18 protein-coding genes are annotated in these 24,471 nt (G+C 62.9%); 1 reads left to right on the top strand and 17 read right to left on the bottom strand.

Annotated elements, in window-relative coordinates:
• Positions 1 to 223: 223 nt before the first annotated feature.
• The 11 genes from ftsA to mraZ all read right to left on the bottom strand — a co-directional run bounded on the left by ftsA (position 224) and on the right by mraZ (position 13,987).
• Entirely contained in the window at positions 224 to 1,459 is a 1,236-nt protein-coding gene (ftsA, locus tag ACFMO7_RS21025) for a cell division protein FtsA (protein ID WP_376797441.1), read from the bottom strand.
• A gap of 362 nt (positions 1,460 to 1,821) precedes the next feature.
• Positions 1,822 to 2,964, bottom strand: a complete 1,143-nt coding sequence (locus ACFMO7_RS21020; protein ID WP_376797440.1) for a cell division protein FtsQ/DivIB — start codon at positions 2,962 to 2,964, stop codon at positions 1,822 to 1,824.
• Positions 2,961 to 4,034, bottom strand: a complete 1,074-nt coding sequence (locus ACFMO7_RS21015) for a UDP-N-acetylmuramate dehydrogenase (protein WP_376797439.1) — start codon at positions 4,032 to 4,034, stop codon at positions 2,961 to 2,963. The genes ACFMO7_RS21020 and ACFMO7_RS21015 overlap by 4 nt, the downstream gene beginning before the upstream one ends.
• Before the next feature lie 164 nt (positions 4,035 to 4,198).
• On the bottom strand, positions 4,199 to 5,803 hold the full coding sequence (murC, locus tag ACFMO7_RS21010; protein WP_376797438.1) for a UDP-N-acetylmuramate--L-alanine ligase: 1,605 nt from the start codon (positions 5,801 to 5,803) through the stop codon (positions 4,199 to 4,201).
• 165 nt (positions 5,804 to 5,968) lie between these two features.
• Positions 5,969 to 7,123: an undecaprenyldiphospho-muramoylpentapeptide beta-N-acetylglucosaminyltransferase gene (gene murG, locus ACFMO7_RS21005; protein ID WP_376797437.1), complete on the bottom strand. Its 1,155-nt coding sequence runs from the start codon at positions 7,121 to 7,123 to the stop codon at positions 5,969 to 5,971.
• 333 nt (positions 7,124 to 7,456) lie between these two features.
• Positions 7,457 to 9,094: a putative lipid II flippase FtsW gene (gene ftsW, locus ACFMO7_RS21000; protein WP_376797436.1), complete on the bottom strand. Its 1,638-nt coding sequence runs from the start codon at positions 9,092 to 9,094 to the stop codon at positions 7,457 to 7,459.
• Positions 9,095 to 9,295: 201 nt separating this feature from the next.
• Positions 9,296 to 9,685 carry a hypothetical protein gene (locus ACFMO7_RS20995; RefSeq protein ID WP_376797435.1) on the bottom strand — a complete coding sequence of 130 codons (390 nt, stop codon included), beginning with the start codon at positions 9,683 to 9,685 and terminating at the stop codon, positions 9,296 to 9,298.
• A 29-nt stretch (positions 9,686 to 9,714) separates the two neighbouring features.
• Positions 9,715 to 11,496, bottom strand: a complete 1,782-nt coding sequence (locus ACFMO7_RS20990) for a peptidoglycan D,D-transpeptidase FtsI family protein (protein WP_376797434.1) — start codon at positions 11,494 to 11,496, stop codon at positions 9,715 to 9,717.
• A 304-nt stretch (positions 11,497 to 11,800) separates the two neighbouring features.
• Positions 11,801 to 12,202: a hypothetical protein gene (locus ACFMO7_RS20985; protein WP_376797433.1), complete on the bottom strand. Its 402-nt coding sequence runs from the start codon at positions 12,200 to 12,202 to the stop codon at positions 11,801 to 11,803.
• A 236-nt stretch (positions 12,203 to 12,438) separates the two neighbouring features.
• Entirely contained in the window at positions 12,439 to 13,413 is a 975-nt protein-coding gene (gene rsmH / locus ACFMO7_RS20980; protein WP_376797432.1) for a 16S rRNA (cytosine(1402)-N(4))-methyltransferase RsmH, read from the bottom strand.
• Positions 13,414 to 13,579: 166 nt separating this feature from the next.
• Positions 13,580 to 13,987: a division/cell wall cluster transcriptional repressor MraZ gene (gene mraZ / locus ACFMO7_RS20975; RefSeq protein WP_376797431.1), complete on the bottom strand. Its 408-nt coding sequence runs from the start codon at positions 13,985 to 13,987 to the stop codon at positions 13,580 to 13,582.
• A gap of 698 nt (positions 13,988 to 14,685) precedes the next feature.
• Between mraZ and ACFMO7_RS20970 the strand changes: the two genes are divergently transcribed.
• Positions 14,686 to 15,654, top strand: a complete 969-nt coding sequence (locus ACFMO7_RS20970) for an alpha/beta hydrolase (protein WP_376797430.1) — start codon at positions 14,686 to 14,688, stop codon at positions 15,652 to 15,654.
• Positions 15,655 to 15,767: 113 nt separating this feature from the next.
• On the opposite strand, the gene ACFMO7_RS20965 is transcribed toward ACFMO7_RS20970, so the two are convergent.
• From ACFMO7_RS20965 to ACFMO7_RS20940, 6 genes are all read right to left on the bottom strand, one after another.
• Positions 15,768 to 17,273 carry a rhamnulokinase family protein gene (locus ACFMO7_RS20965; protein ID WP_376797429.1) on the bottom strand — a complete coding sequence of 502 codons (1,506 nt, stop codon included), beginning with the start codon at positions 17,271 to 17,273 and terminating at the stop codon, positions 15,768 to 15,770.
• A 72-nt stretch (positions 17,274 to 17,345) separates the two neighbouring features.
• Positions 17,346 to 19,418, bottom strand: coding sequence for a bifunctional aldolase/short-chain dehydrogenase (locus ACFMO7_RS20960; protein WP_376797428.1), 2,073 nt, complete (start codon positions 19,416 to 19,418; stop codon positions 17,346 to 17,348).
• Between the two features lie 59 nt (positions 19,419 to 19,477).
• Entirely contained in the window at positions 19,478 to 20,659 is a 1,182-nt protein-coding gene (gene rhaI, locus ACFMO7_RS20955; protein ID WP_376797497.1) for an L-rhamnose isomerase, read from the bottom strand.
• 311 nt (positions 20,660 to 20,970) lie between these two features.
• Positions 20,971 to 21,957 carry a rhamnose ABC transporter substrate-binding protein gene (rhaS, locus tag ACFMO7_RS20950; RefSeq protein WP_376797496.1) on the bottom strand — a complete coding sequence of 329 codons (987 nt, stop codon included), beginning with the start codon at positions 21,955 to 21,957 and terminating at the stop codon, positions 20,971 to 20,973.
• A gap of 221 nt (positions 21,958 to 22,178) precedes the next feature.
• Positions 22,179 to 23,222, bottom strand: a complete 1,044-nt coding sequence (locus ACFMO7_RS20945; RefSeq protein ID WP_376797495.1) for an ABC transporter permease — start codon at positions 23,220 to 23,222, stop codon at positions 22,179 to 22,181.
• A 140-nt stretch (positions 23,223 to 23,362) separates the two neighbouring features.
• Entirely contained in the window at positions 23,363 to 24,403 is a 1,041-nt protein-coding gene (locus tag ACFMO7_RS20940; RefSeq protein ID WP_376797427.1) for an ABC transporter permease, read from the bottom strand.
• Positions 24,404 to 24,471: the final 68 nt, after the last annotated feature.

The following is a 24,471-nucleotide window of genomic DNA, read 5'->3' as shown; positions in this document are numbered from 1 at the left end:
GGCCCCCTTTCGAGCCTGTCACAAGTTCTCTCGCGCCGCTCACCGCGCACTCCCTCCTTCTTTCCTGCTTTCCTTCCTTCGCCCTTGCCTCCATCCACCTGCACCCTCCGCCCTCGCCCTCGCCTTCGGGCCAGGCGACCAGAAGCGACCGGCCGGCGGGCAGTGGGCAGCCCGCGAGGATGCGCGGTCCGGGTCTTGTCTCCTTTCACAGGCTCCCAAAGACTTACGGAATAAACGAACGTAGCCAGCGCCCGATGCGCGACAGCATATTGCTCCGCCCAGCCTGCTGCCCCTCCTCATCGTCGTAGGTCAGCGACGAATGAGTCAGGCCCCAGAGCAGCAGGCCGACGGCGGTCGCATAGGCTGGGCGACAGATCGAGTCGGCCAGGCCATGCAGGCCAAGAGGGACGCCGATGCGTGCCGGCAGATCAAGGATCTGCCCGGCCAGCTCCAGGATACCCGGAAGCTCGGCAGTGCCACCCGTCAGCACCAGGCCAGCGGGTAGCAGCCCATCGTAGCCCGACTTCTTAATCTCATCATGCACCATCTCGAAGAGTTCTTCAACACGCGCCTGGATGATCTCCGCCAGCAGCTTGCGCGGCACCAGATCGTTACAGTCTGGCATGAACTGGGCGAGATCGATCATATCGTCGTCGTCGATAGCTGAAGGATCGCAATGCCCGTAGGTCACCTTCAGCTCCTCGGCAACCGCGAAAGGCAGGCGCAGGCCGATCGCGATATCGCTCGTAATCAGGTTGCCACCGATAGGCAGGACGACGGTGTGCCAGATGGCGCCGTCGGTGTAGATCGCGATATCGGTGGTGCCACCGCCCACATCCACGAGCACCACCCCCAGATCGGTTTCGCCATCGGCTAGCACCGCTTCCCCCGAGGCCAACGGCTCAAGCACCAGATCCTCAATCTCCACATGCGCCTTCTGAACACATTTGATCAAATTGTGGATCGAAGAGACGGAACCTGTGACGATATGCGTCTCTACCTCCAGGCGGAAGCCAGACATGCCGATGGGATTCTTGATGCCTTCCTGCCCATCAACGACATAACCGCGCGGAATGACGTGAATGATCTCGCGATTGGCCGGAATGGCAATCGCCCGCGCCACTTCAATCGCCCGGCAAATATCATTCTGAACGATATCGCGATGGCTCGGAGTAATGGCAACAAAGCCTTTGCTGTTCTCCGATTCGATATGGCTGCCGGCAATGCCCACGTAGGCCGTGGTGATGTGCTTGCCGGAGAGGCGCTCGGCACGGTCGATTGCTGCGGCGATGGAAGTAACTGTCTCCTCGATGTTGACCACCACCCCACGCCGCAAGCCCTGTGAAGGGCAGGTGCCAACGCCAACAATGTTCAGCTTCCCGTCGCGATCAAGTTCGCCAACGAGAACACAGACCTTTGTTGTTCCGACGTCGATTCCGACGATCACCCGCTCTTGCACGATCTAGCTCCTCATCGGGCGGCCTTGCTAGCTAGGGACACGCACCTGCGCTCTCTTTCTTGCCCGCGCACTTCCTCTCTCGCTCCCAGGCTGTTTTGGCTGGCTGATTGACTGGCTTTCTCTCTCGCCGTGCTTCTGTGCCACCCCTCTCGCCTCCCCTTTATCGCCGCTCTCGGGGCTAACGCGCCGCTTCTCCCTCACTGGCACATGCTTCCCTCTGCGCATTGCGTGTCCATCAGAGACGCACTACAGACCTTACCGTTTTCTTATGTGATCCTGCTCCAACAGGATCAGGGGCGCCTACGCGGTGAGGCCGGGCCTGCCCTTTGCCCGCCCCGGCCTGCTCCCTCCCTGCCGCCTGTCTATGACCTCAGGGTGTAGGCCACATTCAGGCCAAAGCGCAGGTCGATCGTTGCCAGGTGAAGCCCCTTCTGCTGCGCCATGACGAGGATCTGCTGCAACTCGCGCAACCGGTTGGCCAGCGGGTTGACATCATCCGGCCCTCCAAGGTAGGCCACCCAGCCGGCGGGGCTGACGATAACAAAGGTGGTGTGGCTCACCGTCTGCGGCTGCTTTGCGGAAGGGCCGGCATTGCTTACATATATTTTACTCTCATAGCGTAGTGTAAAATTGCTAATCCCCGTCAATACGGGTACCTCTTTAAAGACCTCTACAGCAAAGGCGACTTCTGCAGCCCCCAGGTGCATGCCTGGTCGAATGGTGGCGGTGACCTTTGGCCCGCGTGCATCAATCACCGTCTGGAGTTGACTGGCCTGGGGCGTGCTGCTGGCGGCTGCCAGGACCATACCGCTGCGGTCCACACTATAGCTGCCCTGGCTGGTCTGCCAGAGCAGGACCGGCTGCCGCTCGCTCACGATGACCTGCAGCCGGTCGGGCCAGTCGCGCTCGACGCTGGCCGCTGCCACCAGCGGCAGGGCTGCAACTCGCCTGCTCAGGGCCGCCGTATCGATCAGGAAAAGGTTCTGCCCTTGCACGCCAAGCTGCTGGATCTGAGTGATGAGGGCCCGATTCTGGGTGCCAATCACCGTGATCTGCTGGATGCGAAAGGCGGGACCCAGCAAGGCGAAGAGCAGCCCAGCAGGCACAAGCAGCAGCCCGAGCAAAGCCGCTAGGAGCTTGCGCCAGCGCTGGCGCTGGCGAGCCTGCAGACGGCTCCCCCTGCGGGGAATGGGGGCCGAAGGCCCGCTTCCGGCTCGGGGCCTGGCTGCCGGTGAGCGTGGCGCCCACCTTTCCCCATTTGAGGCCCGCACGGCTGTCTGGGCGAGAGCGCGCGCTACGAGAGGGGAACCTTCCTGGCGCTGGCGCATGCGCCGCTGACGCGCGCGCCGCTCCGCCAGCACCGTCCAGCCCGTGGGGTGGACGATCCTTTGAGGAGTCGTCACCACTCGCTGCCGCGGCTGCCCCCCTCCGCCCTTCGCCGGCTCAGCGCGCCTGGCTTCCCAAAAGGCTATTTGCTCTCGTATCTCTCCTCTATGCTCGGTCATGCTATCTCCCACTCGCCGCGCAGTTCGACCTCCAGCTCCAGCTCCACGCCGAACCGCTCTCGTACACGGGTGCGCGCCTCCCTGATCAGGGCCGCGATGTCGGCGGCGCGCGCACCTCCCAGGTTGACGATAAAGTTGGCATGCCGTTCGGAGATACAGGCGCGCCCATGACAGAGTCCTTTGGCCCCGGCCTGCTCGATGAGCCGCCCGGCGTAATCGCCTGGGGGGTTTTTGAAGACCGAGCCGGCGCTGGGCTGCGGCGGCTGGGTCCGCTTACGATGCTGCCTGTACTCCTCGATGAGGGCGCGCAGCTTGCGCGGATCGTCGCGCCGCAGGCGAATGGCCAGCAGCAGAACGATTTCCGCCGGTTCGATGAGCGTGCGTGGAGCTGGTTGTGGATAGCCGCGCTCATCGAAGGTTACCTGGCGCCCCGCCCGGAAGCGACTATGACGATAGCCCAGCTCCAGTTCAGCGCGCTCGTAGCGTCGCACCAGGGGCGCAGCAGCCTCCTCCCCTTGCAGAGACTGGCCCTCGGCCTCGGCGGCACCTCTGCCGTTCCCCAGGGCGAGGGCGGGGCGCACATCAAGCACCTCCACCCACTCAAGCACCTGGGCCAGGTCCCGCTGATGGGCCCCGGCGTTGCTGACAACTCCTCCGCCGAGCGTCCCCGGAATGCCAGGACCAAACTCCAGTCCTCCCCAACCCTGGGCCGCCAGCTCGTTGAGCAGCTTCGGCCAACTGATGCCGGCCTCGGCGTAGAGCAGGGCTGAGCCGTCCTCTTGCTCCACCAGGCGGTAATCGCTCAGGGCAACGCGCGCCACAATGCCGCGCACGCCTGCATCTCCAAAGAGAACGTTCGTGCCGTTGCCGACCACCAGCAGCGGCCAGCCCTCGGCCAGACAGCAGCGCACGAGCCACTGCAGCTCGTCGCGCGTCTCCAGCGAGAGCCAGAGGTCTGCCGGGCCGCCAACTCCGAAGGTGCAGTGGCGTGCCAGCGGCTCATGCAAGCGCAACCGCCTGCCGAAGCGTGGCAGGAGCGTGGCGTACACGCTCTCCGCATCAAAAGTCATCGTCGCTCCCATTCTCCATTCTTTTGCCAGGTTTTGAATGAATTTGCCAGGAGGGTGACCTCATCGGTATTGCTCTTCAGGGCTGTGCCTCGCGCTCTTCTCCTGTGTCCCACCCTGCGCCAGCCTGTCCCACTCTGTCTTCTGAGCCTATCTACGCCAGGCTCTTATCCCTGGTGCTGACTCTGGCCACCTTCTCCTAGCAGGTGTTCTGTGACGGTATAGATGTCGCCGGCTCCCATAATGAGTGCAAGGTCACCATCCCGCAAGAGGGTCCTCAGCGTGGCCTCCGTTTGCGGGCAATCGCCTCCGTAGAGAGCCTGACGTCCTTCCGTCTTAAAGCGCGGGCGCTGAGCCAGGGCCTGGACCAGCTCGCGGGCATGCACCAGGCCCGTATCGCGCTCACGCGCCGGGAAGATGTCGCTGATGATGACAACATCAGCCTCATCAAAGGCACCCACAAACTGCTCAAAGAAGGCTTTTGTCCGGCTATACATATGGGGCTGATAGACAGCGATGAGACGCCGCTGCGGATAGCGCTGGCGCGCCGCGGTCAGGGTTGCCGCGATGGCCGTCGGATGATGGGCGTAGTCATCGATCAGGATGACATCGCGCGTTCGTCCGGCCAGCGGCAGTGGCCCCTGATGGCGTATCTCGAAGCGGCGCCTGGTGCCGCGAAAGTTGGCCAGAGCTTGCCTGATAGCCTCCTCAGAGACGCCGAGGCTCTGAGCTGCCGCAATGGCCCCCAGGGCGTTCTGCACATTATGCAGACCAGGTACCTGTAAGGTGACCTTCTCTCCACCAAAGAGAGGACGCACCCGACTGGCCTCGCCCTGGCTTTCTCCGGCATATAAGCGCACACGAAAGCTGGTCTCTCCTTCCAGCCTCAGATCGTGGGCCGCGAAAAGTGGGGGGCTTTCTCCTTTAAATGTAATAGACGTTAGCTGCTCAGTCTTTTCTCGTATCGCTTCTGCAGCTACGGTATAGAAAACGGTGCGACCTGGCCAGGCGCCCAGGCGGGCCCGCAGTTCCAGGCAGCCGGGGCTATCGGCATTCATGACCAGGGTGGGAGCCAGGGGCCAGCGCTCGCTCAGGTCCATTCCCTGGATGAAGTGCCTGAAGGCTTGCAGGAAGGCCTCATAGTCAGGGAAGAATTCGGGATGCTCGTATTCGATTGAGGTGACGACGGCCAGGCGCGGATGGTAGTGCCAGAAATTATGGTTAAACTCGTCGGCCTCGTTAACAAAAAAGAGGCTTTTACCCAGGCGATAGTTGGCTGCGAAGGCTGGGACCACCGCGCCGATGACACAGGTGGGATCAAGTCCCCCCTCGACAAGCATCAGAGCCAGCAGCGAGGTGGTGGTCCCCTTGCCGTGGACGCCACACACCGAGAGCAGGCAGTAGTCGCGCGTGAGAGCGCCCAGCAGCTCTTGCCAGGTCAGGACGGGCAGGCCCTGCCGCTGGGCAGCGACCAGCTCTTCGTGATCGGGCTGCAGGGAGGGCACAGCGGGCGTGATGATGAGGGCCTCCTGCCCTTGCAGATGCCGGGCACTGTGGCCAATAGTGACTTCGATGCCCGCGGCAGCCAGCTCGCGCGTCGTTGCCGAGGGGGCGCGATCGCAGCCGCTGACCGTCGCTCCGCTGGCCTGGGCCAGACGCGCTACCGCTGAAATGCCCTGGCCACCGATGCCCATGAAATGCAGACGTCTGCTCAGCAGGGCCTGTAAATCATCCTGCCTCCCCGCGGCGGTTGCCTCGATCTCGGTGCTCATTTTTCGTGTTCTCTCTGCTCTCTCCATCGCAGCCTGTCTCTTTAGACGCTAGCTTGTCAAGAAGTGTCACAGGAAAGGGGGCGCCAGTCAGCCTGTCCGTCTGTCTGTTTGTCGAGAGGCAGGCAGGCCCTCTGGCCGCCCCAGGCTTCTCCTTCTGCCTTTCACTTAGCAGAGACTGGCCTGCTGCTCGCGGGCGGGAGCCACGCCGGCCAGGCGGGCCACCGCCTCGGCGATGGCCTCGGTTGCATTTGGTCGAGCCAGGGAGCTGACCGCCTGTACCATAGCCTCACGATAGGCCGGGTTGCCCAGCAGGGTCTCCACATGGCCGGTCAGCACCTGTGGCGTGAGATCATCGTTGCGCACCACGAGCGCCGCCCGACGTCGTCCGAACATGGCCGCATTGGCCTCCTGCGGCGAGGAGCCGATCGCCGGAGGCAACGGGACCAAAATGCTCGGCTTCCCCAAGACCGCCAGTTCGCTGAGAGTAGCCGCCCCGGCGCGGCAGACAATCACATCTGCCGCCTGCAGGGCGAGGGCCATCTCCTGATCCAGATAGGGTACCAGATGGTAGCGCCCGCGCAGATCCTCGGCAAGGGTGACCAGCGAGCGCCGGGCCAGAGCCTCGGTCTCCTGAAAGAGCTTCTTGCCACTGATATGCAGGACCTGGCAGCGCTCCAGAAGGGCGGGCAAAGCCCGGCAGGTCACCTGATTCAGGTGGCGTGCCCCCTGGCTACCACCGGTTACCAGTACCAGCGGGCAAAGCGGGTCCAGGCCCAACTGCTGACGGGCCTGCTCGACCGCCACCTTGCGGACGTCTAAGATGGCCTGGCGCACGGGATTGCCCACGTGCAGGGTCTTGCGAGCCGGAAAATAGACCCGCGAGTCTTCAAAGGCCAACGAAATACAGGTCGCCAGCGGCGCCAATAAGCGATTTGAGAGGTTGGCTGGTACGTCCTGCTGATGCATCAGCAAAGGGATACGATGTAGCCAGGCGGCCAGGCCAGCCGGCACAGCCACGTAGCCGCCGCTGGTAAAGACCACCTGCGGGCGAAAGCGACGTACCACGCCGATGGCCTGGACGATACCTACGGGCACACGCGCCAGGCCAGTCACCGTGCGCCAGGAAACATAGCGCGCCAGCTTGCCGGCCTTGATCGTCACGAAGGGCAGGCCGGCGGCCGGGGCCAGCTCGGCCTCCAGCCCGTCGTCGCTCCCCAGATACAGGATCTCTGCCTGAAAAGTCCGTTGTAGCTGCGTCGCCACCGCCAGCGCAGGATAAATATGGCCGCCGGTGCCGCCGCCTGATACCAGTATCCTCATACACTGCCTACCACAAGCGCAAAAGGTTCTCGCCGGAGAAGCCTCCCGTCGCCCCTCTGCCACAGGCCGACCTGGTTGCCCATCCCACTTGCGACCAGGGTCCAGGCGCACGAGCGAGCGGTTCCTCCACCGGCGGGGTCGTTTCTTAACGGTCACGCGAGGAGTATACTCGCTTTTTCTCTCATCAGCAAAAAGAGCATGATCTCTGTTGATCCTTCACAAGCAACGGCCCTCGCCAGCGGGGAAAAGGCCGGGACTGTCTGGCGAGGCACCCGCATCCCCAGGTGCATCAGCTCAGGCGAGAGGGTAGTCACCTGGCCAGCGACCTGGCGGCTAGCGATCACGGGCAGCAAGCCCCTGTCTCTGCCGACTTCGCTTCAGGCGCAGCTCCAGAGTGCGCCGGGAGAAGAGCGGGTCTTCCGGCTCCTGGACATAGCGCGAGATGTTGAGTAGAACGCCGACCGCTGCCATTGAGACCACCAGCGAAGAGCCACCGAAGCTGATGAACGGCAGCGGCACCCCGGTGTAGGGGATCGAGGCCGTGCTCGAGCCAATATTGATCATGGCCTGCACCACCAGCCAGGTGGTGATCCCCGTTGCCAGCAGGGAGCCATAGAGGTCCGGCGTGCGCCGCGCCAGGCGGAAGCCACGGAAGGCCAGCCACAGAAAGAGTAGCATTACTGTGGCACAGCCGATAAAGCCCAATTCTTCGCCAATAATGGCAAAAATCGAATCGATATAAGGCAGCGGCAGATAGCCGGTTTTCTGGCGACTTGCCCCCAGGCCAAGGCCGAACCATCCGCCGGAACCGAGGGCGAGCAACGACTGATAGAGCTGCAAGTTTATCCCGGTCACGTCGCGGAAGGGATCCAGAAAGCCAAGCAGGCGAAAATAGCGATAGCCCTTGAAGGCTTGAGTCAGAAAGACCAGGCCGCCGCAGGCCACAGCCAGCAAAAACTGGGCGATATTGGCGCCGGCGGCGAAAAACATGGCCGTGGCGGCCACAGCAATAATCACCGCCGTCCCCATATCTCTCTCTAGCAGGACCAGCCCGAGCACGACCCCTACAAGGATCACGAACGGCGCCAGGCCATAGAGGAAGGTCCTGACCTGATTCCCCTTGCGCGCCAGCCAGTCTGCAATGTAGAGCGCCAGCACCAGCTTGACCAGCTCACTGGGCTGGAAGGAGAAGAAGGAGCCGAACGTCAGCCAGCGCGTGGCTCCGTAGGCGCTCGTTCCAAAGCGCAAGACCAGCACCAACAGGGCCAGAGCCACCAGCATGCCGACCAGCGAGAAGCGGCGCCAGACTCGATAGTCAATATGCATGGTGACCAGCATGGCGATCACCCCTAGCACGGCCCACAGCAGCTCACGCTGAAAGATATAGGAGGCATCGCCATAGAGGCTGGCCGAAATGAAGGAGCTGGCACTGTAGACCATGACCAGGCCGAAGCAGAGCAGGGCCAGTACGATGATGAGCAGCCAGTGATCGATCTTGCCGGCGACGCGCGGCAGGCGCATTTCCAGCTCCTCCAGCCGGCGCTGCTCCTCCTCCTCACTCATGGTTGCCGGCGCCGAGGGCGCGCTCAGGCTTTCGTCCTCAGCCAGCAGCCTTCGACGCCAGCCAGCAGTCAGACCACTACGCTGAGGGCGCGCCGGCGACTGCTGGTCGACCCGCTCCCGTACGCCATCGAGCAGCCTGACAGCTCGCGCCGGCAGCTTCTTGCGCGCCAGCGGCGGCACTTTCAGCTGTTCTTCGGCAGCCAGATAAGCCTGGCTGGAGACCGGCTTGCGCGAAGGACGGCCCATCAGCCCTCCCTTCTTGCCGTGCTGGCTCTGACGCTGCTCGGCCCCTCCCTCCCGGGCCAGAGCCTCCAGCGCCGGCGAGCGCAGATGAGGCAGGGCCTCACGCCTCCCCTCCTGACCGCCCGGCCTCCCTTGTCGGGCTTTTCGCTGACGCTCATCAGGCATTTTAACACTCTATATTTTATTTTTATATAGTAACAACAACAGCGGCACTGGCGAGTAGCGCGGTACGGTATGATCTGCGCCGTCGTCTCTGGCCGGTCCCACTCTCGCCCGGGCGCCGCTCGCCAGCCGGGCAGGAGACGGGAGAGGGCAGGCGAAGGTCAGACGAGCGGGGAGATCAGTCCGCTCAGCTTTCTGAGCTACTCAGCTCTCTCCTTCCGCTGGCTGGTCGCCGGCCTGAGTAGTCTGATGCTGGGCCGAGTGAGCGGGCTGCTCCTGAATGGCCTGCAGAGCCTGCTCGACGTCCTGTTCGCTCAACGGCTCATGACTGGCATGCAGGCGCTGCAGATCGATCACTTCCGTGCCCCGGGTCTGCACCAGCTCGCTCCAGGGATCGTTGGGAAGCGGCTCGATTACCACTGGCTCCGCCGGAGTTGGTACCTCGCCCTGCCTCTCTTCTCCCTGCTCGGTTTGGCTGGCCAGGCCCAACAACTGCCGCCAGGTCTCACTCAGCTCAAGCTCCTCTAGCCGCTGCACCTGTGTCTGCAGGTCAAGTTCTTTGTTTTGTTCCTGCTTCTGATCCTGTAATTCCATTTCGCACCTTTTATAGTACCAGAAAGAAATCACTGAGACTGATCGGGCGGGACATGGTAGTACCACATCAGCTCCTCAGCGATAGCCTTCCACAGAGGAGCGGCGGCGGTCCCGCCGTAGATACTGGCCTGTGGGCGATCGAGCTTCACCAGAATCACAAAGCGGGGATGAGAGGCGGGCAAGAAGCCGGCGACCGAAGCCTCGGTCTGGTCCTCCGAGATCCCCTGAGTGGTAGCGGTGCCAGTTTTAGCGGCAACCGTATAGCCCGGGACGAGGGCGCGCTGGGCGGAGCCATCGATGGCCGCCACCTCCAACATGGCGGTCAACTCGTGGGCCGCCTTACTACTAATCACGCGGCGGACGACCTGGGGTTGGATCTTCGTCACATGGCCATTGGCATCGATCGAGGAGACCAGGTACGGGCGCATCATCACGCCATCGTTGGCGATGGCCTGGTAAGCCAGAGCCACCTGAAGCGGTGTCGCCAGAATGCTCTGACCAAAAGCCTGGCGGGCCAGATCGCTAGGTGTCCAGCCTGGCGAGCCGGGGTGGCGATAGAAGCCTGTGGCCTCGGGGCTATCGATACCGGTGCGCTGACCGAAGCCGAAGCGAGCCAGATAGGGATAATAGCGAGACGGGCCGAGCAAGTCGTGGGCCACATAGGCGGCCCCGACATTGGCCGAGTGCACCAGCACCTCGGTCATCGTCTCACGTCCCCAGGCCTGGTTTTGCCAATTGGTAACCATTGGCGTCCCATCGTTGAAGGTCAGATAGCCGCGGTCATAGATGGTCGTATTGGGCGTAATCAGGCCCTGATCGAGGGCCGCCGCCATCGTCACGGCCTTCAAGGTTGAGCCAGGTTCATAGGCGCAGTAGAGGGCTGGATTGAGATAGACCTCCTCGCTATGGAGGCAGCCAGTTTGGTTGGCGTAGCGTCCGTACTGATTCGGGTCATAGTTTGGGTAGCCAGCCATAGCCACCACGGCCCCGGTGCGGGCATCGAGCACCACGACGGTGCCGCCCTGAGCGCCGAGCTGCTTGACCGTAGCGGCCAACTGAGTCTGTACAAAGTATTGAATTGTACTGTCGATGGTCAGCGTCAGATTGGCGCCTGGGACAGGCGGCTCCTCGGAGCTGGCGCCGACCACCAGAGGGTTGCCATAGAGGTCGCGCTCGGCGGTCAGGCTGCCTGGCCTGCCGGCCAGCAAGCTATTATACTGGGCCTCGATGCCATAGACGCCCTGCAGGGACGAACTGCCGCTGACGTAGCCCACATAGCCGAGCACCTGGGCGGCCAGATCGCCCTGGGGATAGATGCGTTCGGTCTGAGGGGCCAGGAAGACCGCGGGCAGGGCCAGCTCACGCAGGCGCTCACTCTGCTGCGGAGTAATCGCGTGAGCGATGAGCAGCGACCAGCGATTAGCGCTGAGGGCCAGCATAAAGGCGTGACGAGTCTCGGCGACGGAGAGCGCAGGCAGGACGCTATGGAGAGCTGTCAGGGTTTGCGTGAGAGCCTCCTGGAGATCATCGGGATGGTTCTCGGAGAACTGCACCGGCTCGATATAGACGTCGTCGCGCACCACATTGGTAGCCAGCACCAGGCCATTAGCATCGTAGATCAGGCCGCGTGAAGCCGTCAGGACCTGATCATGAATGTGCTCCTGGCTGGCCAGTAGGGCTAGCTTGTGACCGCTGTAGGCCTCGACGATCTGCCAGTAGTAGAGTCGTCCGAGCAGGGCCAGCATGCCAACACAGACCAGCAAGAAGATGAACATTTGCCGGGCGCGTGCACGGCGAACCTCCGTGCTCATCTAGCCTCCTCCCCCTGGCAGTATGCTTCTCCTCGTCCTCGTCAGCTTCTTCATGCGTCGCTTCCTTCATCCATCGATCGCGCTGGCTATCCCGGCGGCGCGGGCTGTGGCCCGTCCCTGGCGGAGGTACCGGCCGCTTATCGCTCGAGCGCCGCCTGATTGGCTGGCAGACTGGCTGGCTGAGGCCAGCCACTCCCAAACAAGGGCCGTTCCGTTCGGGCCGGCTTAAGGGCCATCCATCTCCATCCATTTACTTGGCGCGTCCGCGGTCCTGCCGCCAGCGGAGACGACCCGCGATCCTGGATCAGGGGGCAGCTCCCGATTGTGGACCGGGAACGGATTGCAAACCGGGCACCTCCAGGACCTCAACGGCCTTGGGGTCGGCGGGTACCAGCCCCTGTGCCTGGGCATGAGCGGCAATATAAGCCGGCGACTGCTCCTGGGCCAGCGTATTGACCAGGTCCTGGTTCTGCCGCTGCAGAACCGCCTGCTTGGCCTGGTAATCCTGGATCTGCTGATTCACATTGAGCGCCTGGCTCAGCTGCGACAGGTAGAGCAGGGCCATCAGCGCGATCAGCAGGACACTGCTGATGGTCAGCGCTACCGGTCCCATCTGGAAAAAGAAGGGGTGCAGCTGACGGCGGCGCCGCGCAGCCACAATTGGCCGCGTGGGAGCTTTTTTTTGTCCACCACTGGCGTAATGCATTGCTGGGCCTTCTTTCTCTTTTCTCTGCTTTACCCGTGCCGGCCCTGGCTCTCTTGGCTCGGCGTGCTGCCGGCCTCTCGTCTGTCCGGTCTGCCCACGCCGACCGGCCTGCCTGTCTACTCGTCTGCTACATGAGGAAGGTCGCCGCGCCAGCCAAACGCTCAGGTCGGCCTCGGAAGGCAGGAGGCATCAGGTCGGGCGGTCTGGAGCCTGCCGCTCTTTGGAGAGGCAGGCCATCAAGCCTGTGCCTCTGCCAGGCGTTCGGCAGCGCGCAGGCGAGCACTGCGCGAGCGTGGGTTAGCGCTGACCTCCTCGGGCGTTGGTCGCACCGGCTTAGGAGTGAGCAGGCGCAGGCGCGCACGATGGCCACAGACGCAGACCGGTGTCCGCGGGGGACAAAGGCAGTCCGTAGCCTCGCGCTTCATGAACTCCTTCACAATGCGATCTTCCAACGAATGAAAGGCGATCACAACCATTCTGCCCGCCGGCCCGCCATCCTCCGGGGTGCCACGGCTGAGCAGAGTAAGCATCTGCGGCAAGGCTCGCTCCAGATTCTCCAGCTCGCGGTTGACGGCAATACGCAGAGCCATAAAGACGCGCGTCGCTGGATGGATGCCATCGCGGGGGGGCCCTTGGCGCGCGGCAGCGATGGCCGCTGTCACAATATCAGCCAGCCGGCGTGTATTGCTAATCGGCGCCTGCTCACGTTCACGCACGATGCGCCGGGCAATCTGGCGAGCGTAGCGCTCTTCGCCATAGCGGTAAAAGATATCGGCCAGTTCCTGCTCATCGGCCTGGTTAACAAGATCGGCAGCGGAGAGCGGCTGCGCCGGGTCAAGCCGCATATCCAGGGGTCCTTCCACAGTGAAAGAGAGGCCGCGCCGCGGGTTTGAGAGCTGCAGAGACGAGAACCCCAGGTCGAGGAGAATCCCCTGGACCGGCCCGAAAGCGTATGCTGCAGCGATGCGTTCGAGGTCGGCAAAGGTGCCTTGCGCCAGAAGCAGGCGTCCACTTTTCACATACCTTGAGAGGCGCTGCGCTACGCGGTCCAGCGCCTCGGGGTCGAGATCGATACCCAGAACTCTGCCATCGGGAGCCGAGCGCTCAAGAATCGCCTCTGTATGGCCACCTTCACCTAATGTCCCATCAATATAATGACCGCCCGCTTGCGGCTGAAGAAACCGTACCACCTCTTCCAGCAGCACCGGCATATGCCCTGATTCCATATTCCACTCGCTTACACCGCTTGGTACGCGCTGCCGAGCGCGCTGCGACAGGGAGGGAGAGGCTCCCTGGCTTGCGCACGGGCCGCAGCAGCCAGCAGCCAGCAACTGCCATACCCAGGACCACAGGCTACCCCCCACCAGGCACACGCAACTAAAAAGGAATTTTTCCCCCCTCGGCTTCCAGCTTCTCCTGATAGGCTCGCCAGATGGCGCGATCCCAAATTTCAAAGTGATCTCGCACGCCGGCCACGGTAACTTCCGAACCAAGCTGGGCATAGGCCCGCAGCTTGGCAGGGATCACGATCCGTCCCTGAGCATCTAGCTCGACTTCGCTGGCGCTGGGATAGATGCGACGCTCGAAGTCGCGCAGTTCATCGCTGTTCTTGCCCGCCACCAGCTCCGCCGATTTCTCCTCCCAGCGCTGCATCGGATAAACCGACAGGCAGGTCCCCATCCCCTTGCTGATCACCGCTCCTCGCCCCATCTGCGCCCGAAAACGCGCCGGCACAGCCATGCGCCCCTTCGAGTCAATCGTATGTTCGTATTCGCCAAGAAACATAGGCGCCCTCTATCCCTCAACGAGGAGCTACTTTCCTCCCGCTAGCAGGGCCTGCTGAAGGCTTCGACCGCAGCACCAGGATTCACCACTTTCCCCCACTTCTCCCCACTACATTATACAGTAATCCGGGGGAGGCGAAAAGAGTGTTATCCACCAATTTGGCCCTCCTCAAGTGGATAACTTGTGGATAACTTCAGACGCGCAGTCAGCTACAATGTCACAGTGATACTGTTACATTCAGCGTGCTGCCTGAGGAAACGGCCTCTCGGACAGCATCATGCGTCCTATCTTTTGCTGCTCCTGATCCTCCCAGGCGCTGCTCGATGGGATGGAATCGCCCCAGTGGGACCGCCTACCTGGCGTCTCGCCAGAGGTCTGGCCCTCCCCCACACTCGGGGCCTGAGGGCAGGACTACTTTCGCACACGGGCCTCCTCTCCCGGCTTTTTCTGCCAGTCGTCAGGACGGCGCCAATCCTGGTTTCCATAGACGCTGCTCTCTCTGCGCTCTACAAGACTGTCGTGTCCGAATAGGATGGCCTGCTGATGCCGGTGTTTGTCTTGTTCCTCAATTGTGAGCTATGATGATACTGCTGCTCTTGCCTGAGGGCCTTTTCTCTGTCCGATGTTGGCGGGGTCCTGGCCGGGGCAGCCAGGAGGTTAGCAATAGACTCCTTAATAGAAAGGGAGGAGATGACTCTATGCCTCTCGATCCGAGCTTGCGCGCCTATCTTGATGGGCTGGCGGCCATGAATGTGCCGCCGATCAGCGCTCTGACGCCCCAGCTAGCGCGCGAGGCGATCGCGGCTCAGCTCACGACGGTCCAGGAGAAGGAGCCTGTGGCTAGCGTTGAGGACCGGCGCATCCCTGGTCCCGCCGGAGAGATTCCCGTTCGCATCTATACGCCCGCGGGTGCTGGTCCCTTCCCCGTGCTTGTTTTCTTCCACGGTGGTGGCTGGGTGATTTGTAATCTGGATACGCATGACGCTCTCTGCCGCAGTCTGGCCAATGGAGCTGGTTGCCTGGTAGTCTCGGTCGACTATCGGCTGGCGCCCGAGCATAAGTTTCCGGCGGCAGTCGATGACTGCTACGCGGCCACGCGCTGGGTGGCCGAGCACGCGGCGGAGCTGAACGGAGACCCGCAGCGCCTGGCTGTCGGTGGCGACAGCGCTGGCGGCAACCTGACAGCGGTGGTGACACACCTGGCGCGCGAGCGCGGGGGGCCTCCCCTGGTCTTTCAACTGCTGATCTATCCGGCGACCGATTTTACTGCCGATACGCCATCGCGCCGCGAGAACGCTCAGGGCTATAGTTTGACGCTTGACGACATGCTCTGGTTCGCCAACCAGTACTTGAATAGTCCCGAGGAGGCCCGCAACCCGCTGGTCTCGCCGATGCTGCGCGAGGACCTGGGCGGACTGCCACCGGCGTTGGTGATTACGGCGGAGTACGATCCTCTGCGCGATGAGGGCGAGCTGTATGGGGAGCGCCTGCGCGAGGCAGGGGTTCCGGTGACCATCCATCGCTATGAGGGTATGATCCACGGTTTCCTGACGCCGCCTATCCCTCTGGCACAGGCCCAGGAGGCAATTGCTGAGTGCTGTCAGGCGCTGCGCCACGCCTTTGGGCAGGGGCAGGAGCAGGGTGGACAGGCCAGGGCTTCGGCCTGATACGTTGGCCTGTCTGCTCCCTGTTCAGGCTCGGGACGAGGTCGCTGGCGTGGCCAGCGATGGCGCAGGTGCCAGATAGGAGTTGGCTGGCTCCTTATCTGGCACCGCGCTCGCTAATGGAGAGGGGAAACCAGGGGGAAAAGGGCGTTGAAGCGGGCATAGGCTTCCTCCCAGGCGCTACGCTGCTCTGGATCAGGAAGGAAGGTCTGGGTCACAGTGGAGCGGACGGCCAGGGCGCGCACTTCCTCGAGCGAGCGGAGTTCGCCAAGGCCGACGAGCTGGAGCAGGGCGTTGCCCTGGGCGGTGGCTTCGACTGGACCGGCGATGACGGCCAAACCGGTGGCGTCGGCCAGGGCCTGGTTGAGCCAGCGATTCTGAGCGCCGCCGCCAACGACGTGGATGGTCCGGAGGGTCTTGCCGGTAATGGTTGCAGCCTGTTCCAGCACCTGACGATAGCGCAGGACCAGGCTATCCAGAATGGCGCGGACAAGGGCTGGCACGTCTTCAGCGGCAGGCACGGCCTGGTTGTGGGCGCTGAGCTGCTCGCGAATGCGCTCCGGCATATCGCCCGGCGGGAGCAGGCTGGGATGGTCGGGGTCAAAGAGCGTGCTCCAGGCTGGGGCCTTTTCGGCCAGGGCTATGAGCTGCTCATAGGTGAACGTCTGTCCGTCTGCTTGCCAGCTTCGCCGGCATTCCTGTAGAAGCCAGAGGCCCATGACGTTGCGCAGGAAGCGGACCGTGCCAAAGACGCCGCCTTCGTTGGTGAAGTTGCTGGCGCTGCCCTGGGCAATTTGCGGCTGGGCCAGTTCGAGACCCACCAGGGACCAGGTGCCGGAGCTGATATAGGCTCGGTCGTCAGGAATGGCGGGCATGGGGATGCCGGCCACAGCAGAGCCAGTATCGTGGGTCGCTGGAGCAATGACCAGTATGTCTCGTCCCAGCTCGTCGCCTGGTTCTCCCTGCAGCTTACCGAGAGGAGTGCCCGGCGCAACCACCGGCGGCAGCAAGTGGGTTGGCAGGCCCAGCCTGCGCAGAAGCTCTTCGGCCCAGGTTCCACCAGGCACCGACCAGCATTGGGTGGTGGTGGCATTGGTATACTCACAGACGCGCTCGCCGCACAACCAGCTATGGAAGAGGTCAGGCATCAGCAGCAGGCGGGCCGCGCTTTCCAGCAAGCGGGGCTGTTCCCGTTGCTGGGCCAGGAGCTGGTAGAGGGTATTAATCGGCATGAATTGAATGCCGGTTTGGGCATAGATCTCTTCCCGCGGTAGGCGCGCACAGACCTCCTCGATAAGGCCCTCGGTGCGGCGGTCGCGGTAGTGGACGGGCAAGCCGAGCAGCAGCCCGCGTTCGTCTAGCAGGGCGTAGTCGACGCCCCAGGTATCGACTCCGATGCTCTCAAGTCTGTTGCCGGCCAGGCGATGCGCTTTACGCAGGCCATTGATTATCTCTTGCCAGAGAGCGAGCACGTTCCAGTAGAGATGGTGCTGAAGGGCCACCGGGCCATTGGCGAAGCGATGGACCTCTTCGAGCGTCAGACGCTGACCATTGTAGCGCGCCAGGTGGACGCGTCCGCTCTCCGCCCCCAGATCGACTACGGCGAGATAGCGCTCGCTCATCTCTTTCTCTCCCTCTCTCGCTCTTCTATCGGCGCTGGATTGGTGCAGGACCGAACAGCCAGACTGCCCATGTTAGCGCAAATAGGCCGCTGGCACGCCACCATCGACGGTGAGGGCGCTGCCAGTCGTCTTGGAGGAGCGATCAGAGGCGTAGAAGAGGACGGCCTCAGCAATGTCCTCCGGGAAGACATTCACCTTGAGGGTGGTGCGTTGACGATAGTAGTCCTCTAGCTGCTCGGGAGCGATGCCGTAGGCGCGCGCCCGCTCCTCGCGCCAGGCGCTGCTCCAGATAGCCGAGCCACGTAGGACAGCGTCGGGCATGACCACATTGACCCGCACACCGAGCGGGCCGCCCTCTTCGGCCAGGCAGCGTGCGAGATGTTGCTCGGCGGCCTTGGCGGCGCTGTAGGCGCTGTTTTCTTTGCCCGCCACGACGGCATTCTTGGAGGTGATGAAGATTAAGCTGCCGCCGATGCCCTGCTCCTGCCAGAGGCGGAAGGCGGCGCGCGCTATCAGGAAGTAGCCCTGGACAAGAACATCAAAAACCCTGCGCCAGTCCTGGAGGCGTGTCTCGACCAGCGGGGCGGCAGTAGCAAAGCCGGCGTTGCTGACGACAATATCGAGTCCACCATAGGCGCGCACGGTGGCGGCGAAGGCGGCGGCCACCTGTTCCTCGTCGCTGACATCGCAGGGGCAGGCGATGGCACGTCCCTGACCATACTGCTGCTCAATGGCGCTGGCGGTCTCCTGGGCGCTCTGGGAATTGAGATCAAGGATCGCTACATGAGCCCCCTCGGCGGCTAGCCGCAGGGCCGTGGCGCGTCCGATACCACTACCGCCGCCGGTGACCAGGGCAATGCGCCCGGCCAGCTCTTTTTCGGGTGGACGGCGCGTCAGTTTGTAGAGTTCCAGGGGCCAGTACTCGATGTCGTAGGCCTCCCTCTCAGAGAGCGGGGTAAAGCGGTCAAGGCTTTCGCAGGCACGCATGACGGCCATAGCCCGCTGATAGAGATCGCGGGCCACGCCGGCCATCTGAGCGTCGCGTCCGCTGGCGATGACCCCGAGGTGGGGCACAACCACGATGCGCGGATTGGCATGCTGCAGCACATCCCCGGGATGATGGCATTCCTCAAAGTAGCGCTGGTAGTTGCGACGGAAGGCCGCGATTTCCTCGCTCAGGGCGGCCTTGAGCGCTTCACGACCCTGGGCCGGCTCCCAGGGAATCCAGAGCGGCCAGTGCCGGGTGTGCACCAGGTGATCGGGACAGGCGGAGCCGCGTCGAGCGACTTCGCGCGCCTCGGCCGCGCTGGCAAAGGTCAGCGCCTCCTCGCTGCTGTCAACGGTCAACACCATGCGCAGCGGCTGGCTAAGCTGACCACGCAGGCCAGGCAGGATGCTCGTCAGCAACTGCTCGCGCTCGCCGGCGCCGAGCGCTGGCTGGCCTACCAGGACGAAGGTTCGCCCCCGGCGCTGCCGCTCGGCGGCGACGGCATCCTCGGCTTCCTGGACAATGCGCAGCGTCTGCTCGTAGCAGGCCCGGGCGGTCTCGCCCCAGGTTACAAGGCCGTGCTTTTCGAGAATGACCAGCTCGACAGCGGGATTGCTGCGCACGGCCTGGGCAACCTGCTTGGCGAGGGTGAAGCCAGGACGGATATAGGGAATCCAGGCCAGGCGCTGCCCAAAGACCTCCTCAGCCAGGCGGCGCCCATTCTGGGCGTTGGCAAAGGCCAAAATGGCGTCAGGGTGGGTATGGTCAACGTGGGCAAAGGGCAGGAAGGCATGCAGCAAAGTCTCGATCGAGGGCCGTGGGCGCCCCGGCTCGGCCACACAATGGAGCAGATAGGCAACCATTTCCTCATCGCTGAGGCTCTCGCGCTCCTCCAGCGGTAGCACATCGTCCAGGCGCAGCGGCACAAAGTCTGCCATTGTCATGGTTGCCAGGTCAGAGCCACTGCCCTTGACCCACATGAAGCGCGTGGGCCGCCCGCGGAAATCTGGCTGAGTGAGCTTGACTGAGGTATTGCCACCTCCCCAATTGGCCAGGCTCCGATCGCGGCCCAACAGATGGGAGCGGTAGAGCAGGAGCGCTACCTCGTCCGCCTCTTGTCCCTGAATTTCCTCATCGCGCCAGAAATTGCGCGGCATAGCGTCGTCTCCCCTTTCCAGAGCCAAAGCAGGATAGATATGAGAGCGGCTGGCGCACTTCAGGCGCCCGGATAGCCGCTTGCTCCGCTCTTGCTGGCCGGGCGAGTCCGGGCGACCTCGTCGGCGTAGCCGCTGCGACGGAAGGCTGCAATCGGATCGGGATCGAGGCCCATCTCTTCGCGGGCCTGCGCCAGCAGAGGGCGAACATCGGTTTCAAAGGCATCGCGCAGCACCCGGTAGGCACCGAGGACGTCGCCCGCCGCCTGGGCCTCCGCCAGGCGCTGGCGATCGACCAGCAAAGCACGGGCGTAGGCGCTCTGAATATGGAGCACCGACTGAATCATGGCCTCGATCTTCGGCTCAATGTTGTGAGACTGATCAATCATGTAGTCGATGCGCGGCGCCTTAGGCTGGCTGGCCGTCGCCACCAGCTCATTGAAGACCAGAAACAGCTCAAAAGGATGCTGGGAGCCAACGATCAGATCATCGTCGGCATAGCGCCGATCGTTGAAATGGAAGCCGCCGAGCACTCCCTCATCGAGCAGAAAAGCCACCACATGGGCCAGATTGGTCCCCTGGGGATGATGCCCCGTATCTACCAGCACGCGCGCCTGCGGCCCCAGCTTACGCGCGAGCGTGTAGGCCATTCCCCAATCGGCCAGGTCGGTATGATAAAAGGCCGGCTCAAAAAACTTATACTCGATCAAAAGGCGCATTCCAGGCGCCAGGGCGGCATAAATTTCGGCCAGGGTCTCCTCCAGGCGATGCTTACGGGCCCGCAGATCGTCCTGGCCCGGATAGTTGGTGCCATCGGCCAGCCAGAGACTGATCGTATCCGAGCCGACCGCGCGCGCGATCTCGATACACTCCAGCACATGCTGCACGGCCCGGCGGCGCACGGCTGGCGCGGGGTGGCAGAGGCTGCCGAAGCGATACTCCTCATCCTGGAAGAGATTGGGATTGACGGCCCCGATGCTCAGGCCCAGCTCAGCGGCATAGGCTTTGACCGCGGTCCAGTCATCTTCCTTATCCCAGGGAATATGAATGGCTACCCGTGGGCAGACCCCCGTCAGCCGATGAACCAGGGCGGCATCGGCCAGCTTCTCGCGCAGATTGCGAGCCGCCCCGGGCCAATGAAAAACCTTAAAGCGCGTCCCCGAATCGCCGTAGCCCCAGGAAGGCGTCTCGATCGTAAAGCGTTTGATAGCCTCTAGCAGGGCGCGCCGCTCCGCCGAGGTCAGTTTCTCGCTGGTCGGACGCGCCTTCTCTTCGCCTGACTGATCCTGTTCTTGCTTCAAGCGAACCTCCTTCACTTCGCCTTACAGCAGCCATGGACAGATGGATGGCAGAGCAGTCAACAAACAAGAAAGCAAATTGATGAAAGGATAGCGAGGTGGTCACCCAAGGCGAGGGTCAGAGCTGGCGCGGCGAACGGCGGCGTCCGCGGGAAGCAGGTTCGCCGGCCAGCCCTGGCCGGGACGCCAGGAAGAGCGCCGCAGCCGGGCCGTGGCAGCCTCGGCTTCAGGCCCAGGCCACGACGCTGCTAGCCTCCCTAGAAATTGAACTGATCGATATTGTCCTTATTAAAGACCGTTGGCGGGCCAAGCAGGACCACATTATTGGAACCGATCGTCTTCGTGCCGAGCTTACCGGCGCTGAAGCTCTCGCCAGGCTTTCCTGTGATCTTGCCTTCCACCAGAGCGGCAGCCGCATAGTAGGCCAGGTAGCCCAGATCAGCGGGGTTCCAGAGAGCGAACTCCGGGCAGGTTCCATCCTTGACATACTTGCGCATCAGATTCGGCGTGCCCAGGCCGGTCAGCATGACCTTGCCGCCCTTGCCCACCGACTCGATGGCGCGCGCCGCCGCGGCCAGGCCCACCGTGGTGGGCGAGATGATGCCCTTGAGGTTGGGATAAGCCTGCAGCAGCCCCAGGGTCTCCTGGAAACTCTTCTGGTCATCATCATTACCGTATGCAATCTTGACCAGATGCATATTCTTGTACTGGGGCCTGGTCAGCTCGTCCTTCATGTACCCAATCCAGGTATTCTGGTTGGTGGCCGTGCTTGCCGCCGAGAGGATAGCGATATCGCCGCTGTAGTTAATCAGCTTGCCCAGGATCTGCACCTCGATGCGTCCGATATCCTCGGAATTGGCCTGGTTCACGAAGATCTGGCGCGCATCGGGAGCGACGTCCGAGTCGTAGCTGACCACTTTAATTCCCTGCTGCATCGCCCGCTTGAGAGCCGGCGCCAGGGCGTTGGGATCGTTGGCTGAGACCACGATCGCGCTCACATGCTGTTCCATCAGCGTGTTGATGAACGGCACCTGCGCCGCCGCACTATTCTCCGTCGGTCCAACCTGCTTGAACTGGCCCTTCAGTTCCGAGGCAGCCTGCTTAGCGCCGTTGGCCGCGGTATCGAAATAGGGATTGTTGATCGCCTTGGGGAGAAAGGCAATATTGAGCGAAGAGGAGCCTCCGCCCGAGCTGCCACTCCCGCTACTGCTGCTGCCACCGCAGGCAGCCAGCACCAGCAGCATTGCCACAAACAGAGCGCTAAGCAGCGTGCGCAACAGCGTCTTCACTGTTTTCCTCCTCCTTCCTTCCTTCCAACGCTCCCACAAGCGGAGCGTCCTGGTGTGGTAGTGGTCATGACAACCAGCCAGCATATCTATCGCGAGGCGAGGCATCAGGCCGTACGAGCAAGGCTCCAGTCGGAACCAGGCCAGGCCAGCCAGCCAGGCCAGCCAGCGGTCTGCTGCTAGTGGCGCCCGCTTCGCTCGCGGGCAGACGCCTCTGCCCCTTGAGGCGCAGACCGCGCGCTGTGGGCCAGCCCGCCAGCAGGCCCCTGGTCAGCCGCGTGTCTGCGCGACGCCGCCTCCTGTAAACGCCGAACCACATTCGGGCCCAGGACTGAAAGAATGAGCAGAGCGCCTACGGCAATATTCTGGATATCGCCGCTGACATCCGCCAGGCCCAGCGCGTTGCGCAGCACTCCAATAATCAAGAGAGAGAGCACCACACCGGGCAGGCTGCCGCTGCCGCCAAAGATGTTGACTCCACCCAGCAAAACAATTGTCACCACGTCTAACTCGAAGCCGAGGGCATTATCGGCACGAGCATTGGAGAAGCGTGCCGTGAAGACCACACCGGCCAGGGCCGCCACCAGGCCCGAGAGGACAAAGAGCAGTAGCTTGATATCGTCAACGCGGATGCCGGCGAAGCGAGCCGCCTCCTTATTGCTGCCGACGGCATAGATCTGCCGGCCCAGCGTACTGCGATGCAAGAGCAAGGAGAAGATCAGCGCCAAAGCCAGGAAGAGCACGAAGGGCCAGGGGATGAGCGTCCCCGGCACTGTGCCGAAGCCAAAATTCGTGAAGACCGAGGGGAAGTTGCTGACTGCCTGATCCCCCATGACCACATAGGCCAGACCGCGGAAGAGGGCCAGCGTGCCCAGGGTCACGACCAGCGATGGCAGGCCGAGGCGGGTCACTGCCAGACCATTGAGGAGACCACAGAGAGCGCCGATCAGCAGAACCAGAGCAATGGCCAGCCCCAGCGGCAGACCGTGGCTCCAGGTGTAGCCAAGAACCACACTTGCCAGCCCCAGAATCGAGGCCACCGAGAGATCGATCTCGCCGGCGATCACGATCAGGGTCATAGTCAAGGCCATCAGAGCCTTTTCCATCATATCGCTGATCAGCAGCGAGAAGTTGGACCAGCTCAGGAAATAGGGCGAGAGCGCGCTTCCCAGCGCCAGAGAGAGCAGAAGCAGCACCAGCAGCAACGCTTCCCAGGAACGCATCCAGGCCGGCAAGCGAGCGAGGCGAGCAGAGCCATGTCCGGAGGCTGCCGCCCTTGCTCCTGGCCCGCTTTCCAGACCAGCAGCCGGGGAAGCAGAAGTATCGAGGCCGAGCGCAGGCCGCTTGACTTCGGACGAATCACTCATCGTTGCCTCCCACTGCGCAGGCGGCGCTGGAGCCAGCGCGTAATCAGGGCATCCAGCGTCACCGCTGCCAGAATAGCGGCGCCATCGATCGCCTGCAGCCAGAACTGCGACAGCTTCAGCAAGGTCAGGGCATTATCAATGGTCCCGAGCACGATCGCGCCCAGCATCGCCCCCAGGATGGTCCCGGAGCCGCCGAAGATATTCACTCCACCCACAACGACCGCGGCGATCACCTGCAGTTCCAGGCCCGTTGCCGCCCCTGAATCGACTGTCGCAAAGCGTGCGCCCCAGAGCACCCCAGCGAAGCCGCTCAAGAGGCCACAGAGCAGAAAGGTCAGGAAGATCAGGCGTTCAGCGCGCAAGCCAGCCAGGCGTGCCGCTTCAGGATTGCTGCCCAGAGCATACAGCTCGCGACCGGTGCGGGTCGCCCGCAACAGATAGGCAAAGATCAGGGCGATGGCTGCCGCAAAGACAATCAGAGCCGGAACTCCCAGAATATGGGTGGTTGCCAGGGAGAGGAAGCTATCCGGTACGTCGTAGGCGCTCACCTGCGTTCCGCCCGCGATATACGAGTCCAGGCCGCGATACAGATAGAGCGTTCCCAGTGTCGCCACGATGGCTGGCACCCTTCCCAGGGCCACAATCAGGCCATTGACCGCCCCCAGCACGGCCCCCAGAGCGCAGCCGAGCAAGACAATCAGAATCACCGGCGTCTGTGGATGGTTCTTCAGGACGTCGGCGCAGACAAAAGCGGTCATGCCAACGGTCGAGCCAACCGAGAGGTCTACATTGCGCGTCAGGATCACCATTGTCTCGCCGACTGCCACAATGGCCAAAATGGCGATCGAGAGCAGGATCTGCTCGAAATTGCCCGGCGTCAGGAAGCGCGGCGTCTGTAGACCGACCAGAGCAATGATCGCCAGCAGCACGACGATCAAACCCAGCTCTCGCACGCGGCCCACCAGGGCCACAAGGCGCTTGCCGCCCGAGAGCGCGCGCCTGCGCGACTCCTCTACACGGGTCGTTGTTGTGCTCATGCACGTACCTCGCTCACCTGCTCTGTCTGTTCTGTCCCGTTGCTGCCAGCATGACTTTCTCCTGATCG

The sequence above is a fragment of the Thermogemmatispora sp. genome (assembly GCF_042408735.1).
GTDB lineage: Bacteria > Chloroflexota > Ktedonobacteria > Ktedonobacterales > Ktedonobacteraceae > Thermogemmatispora.
Note: the sequence above shows the minus strand (reverse complement) of the source record. Positions and strands in the feature narration are given on the sequence as shown.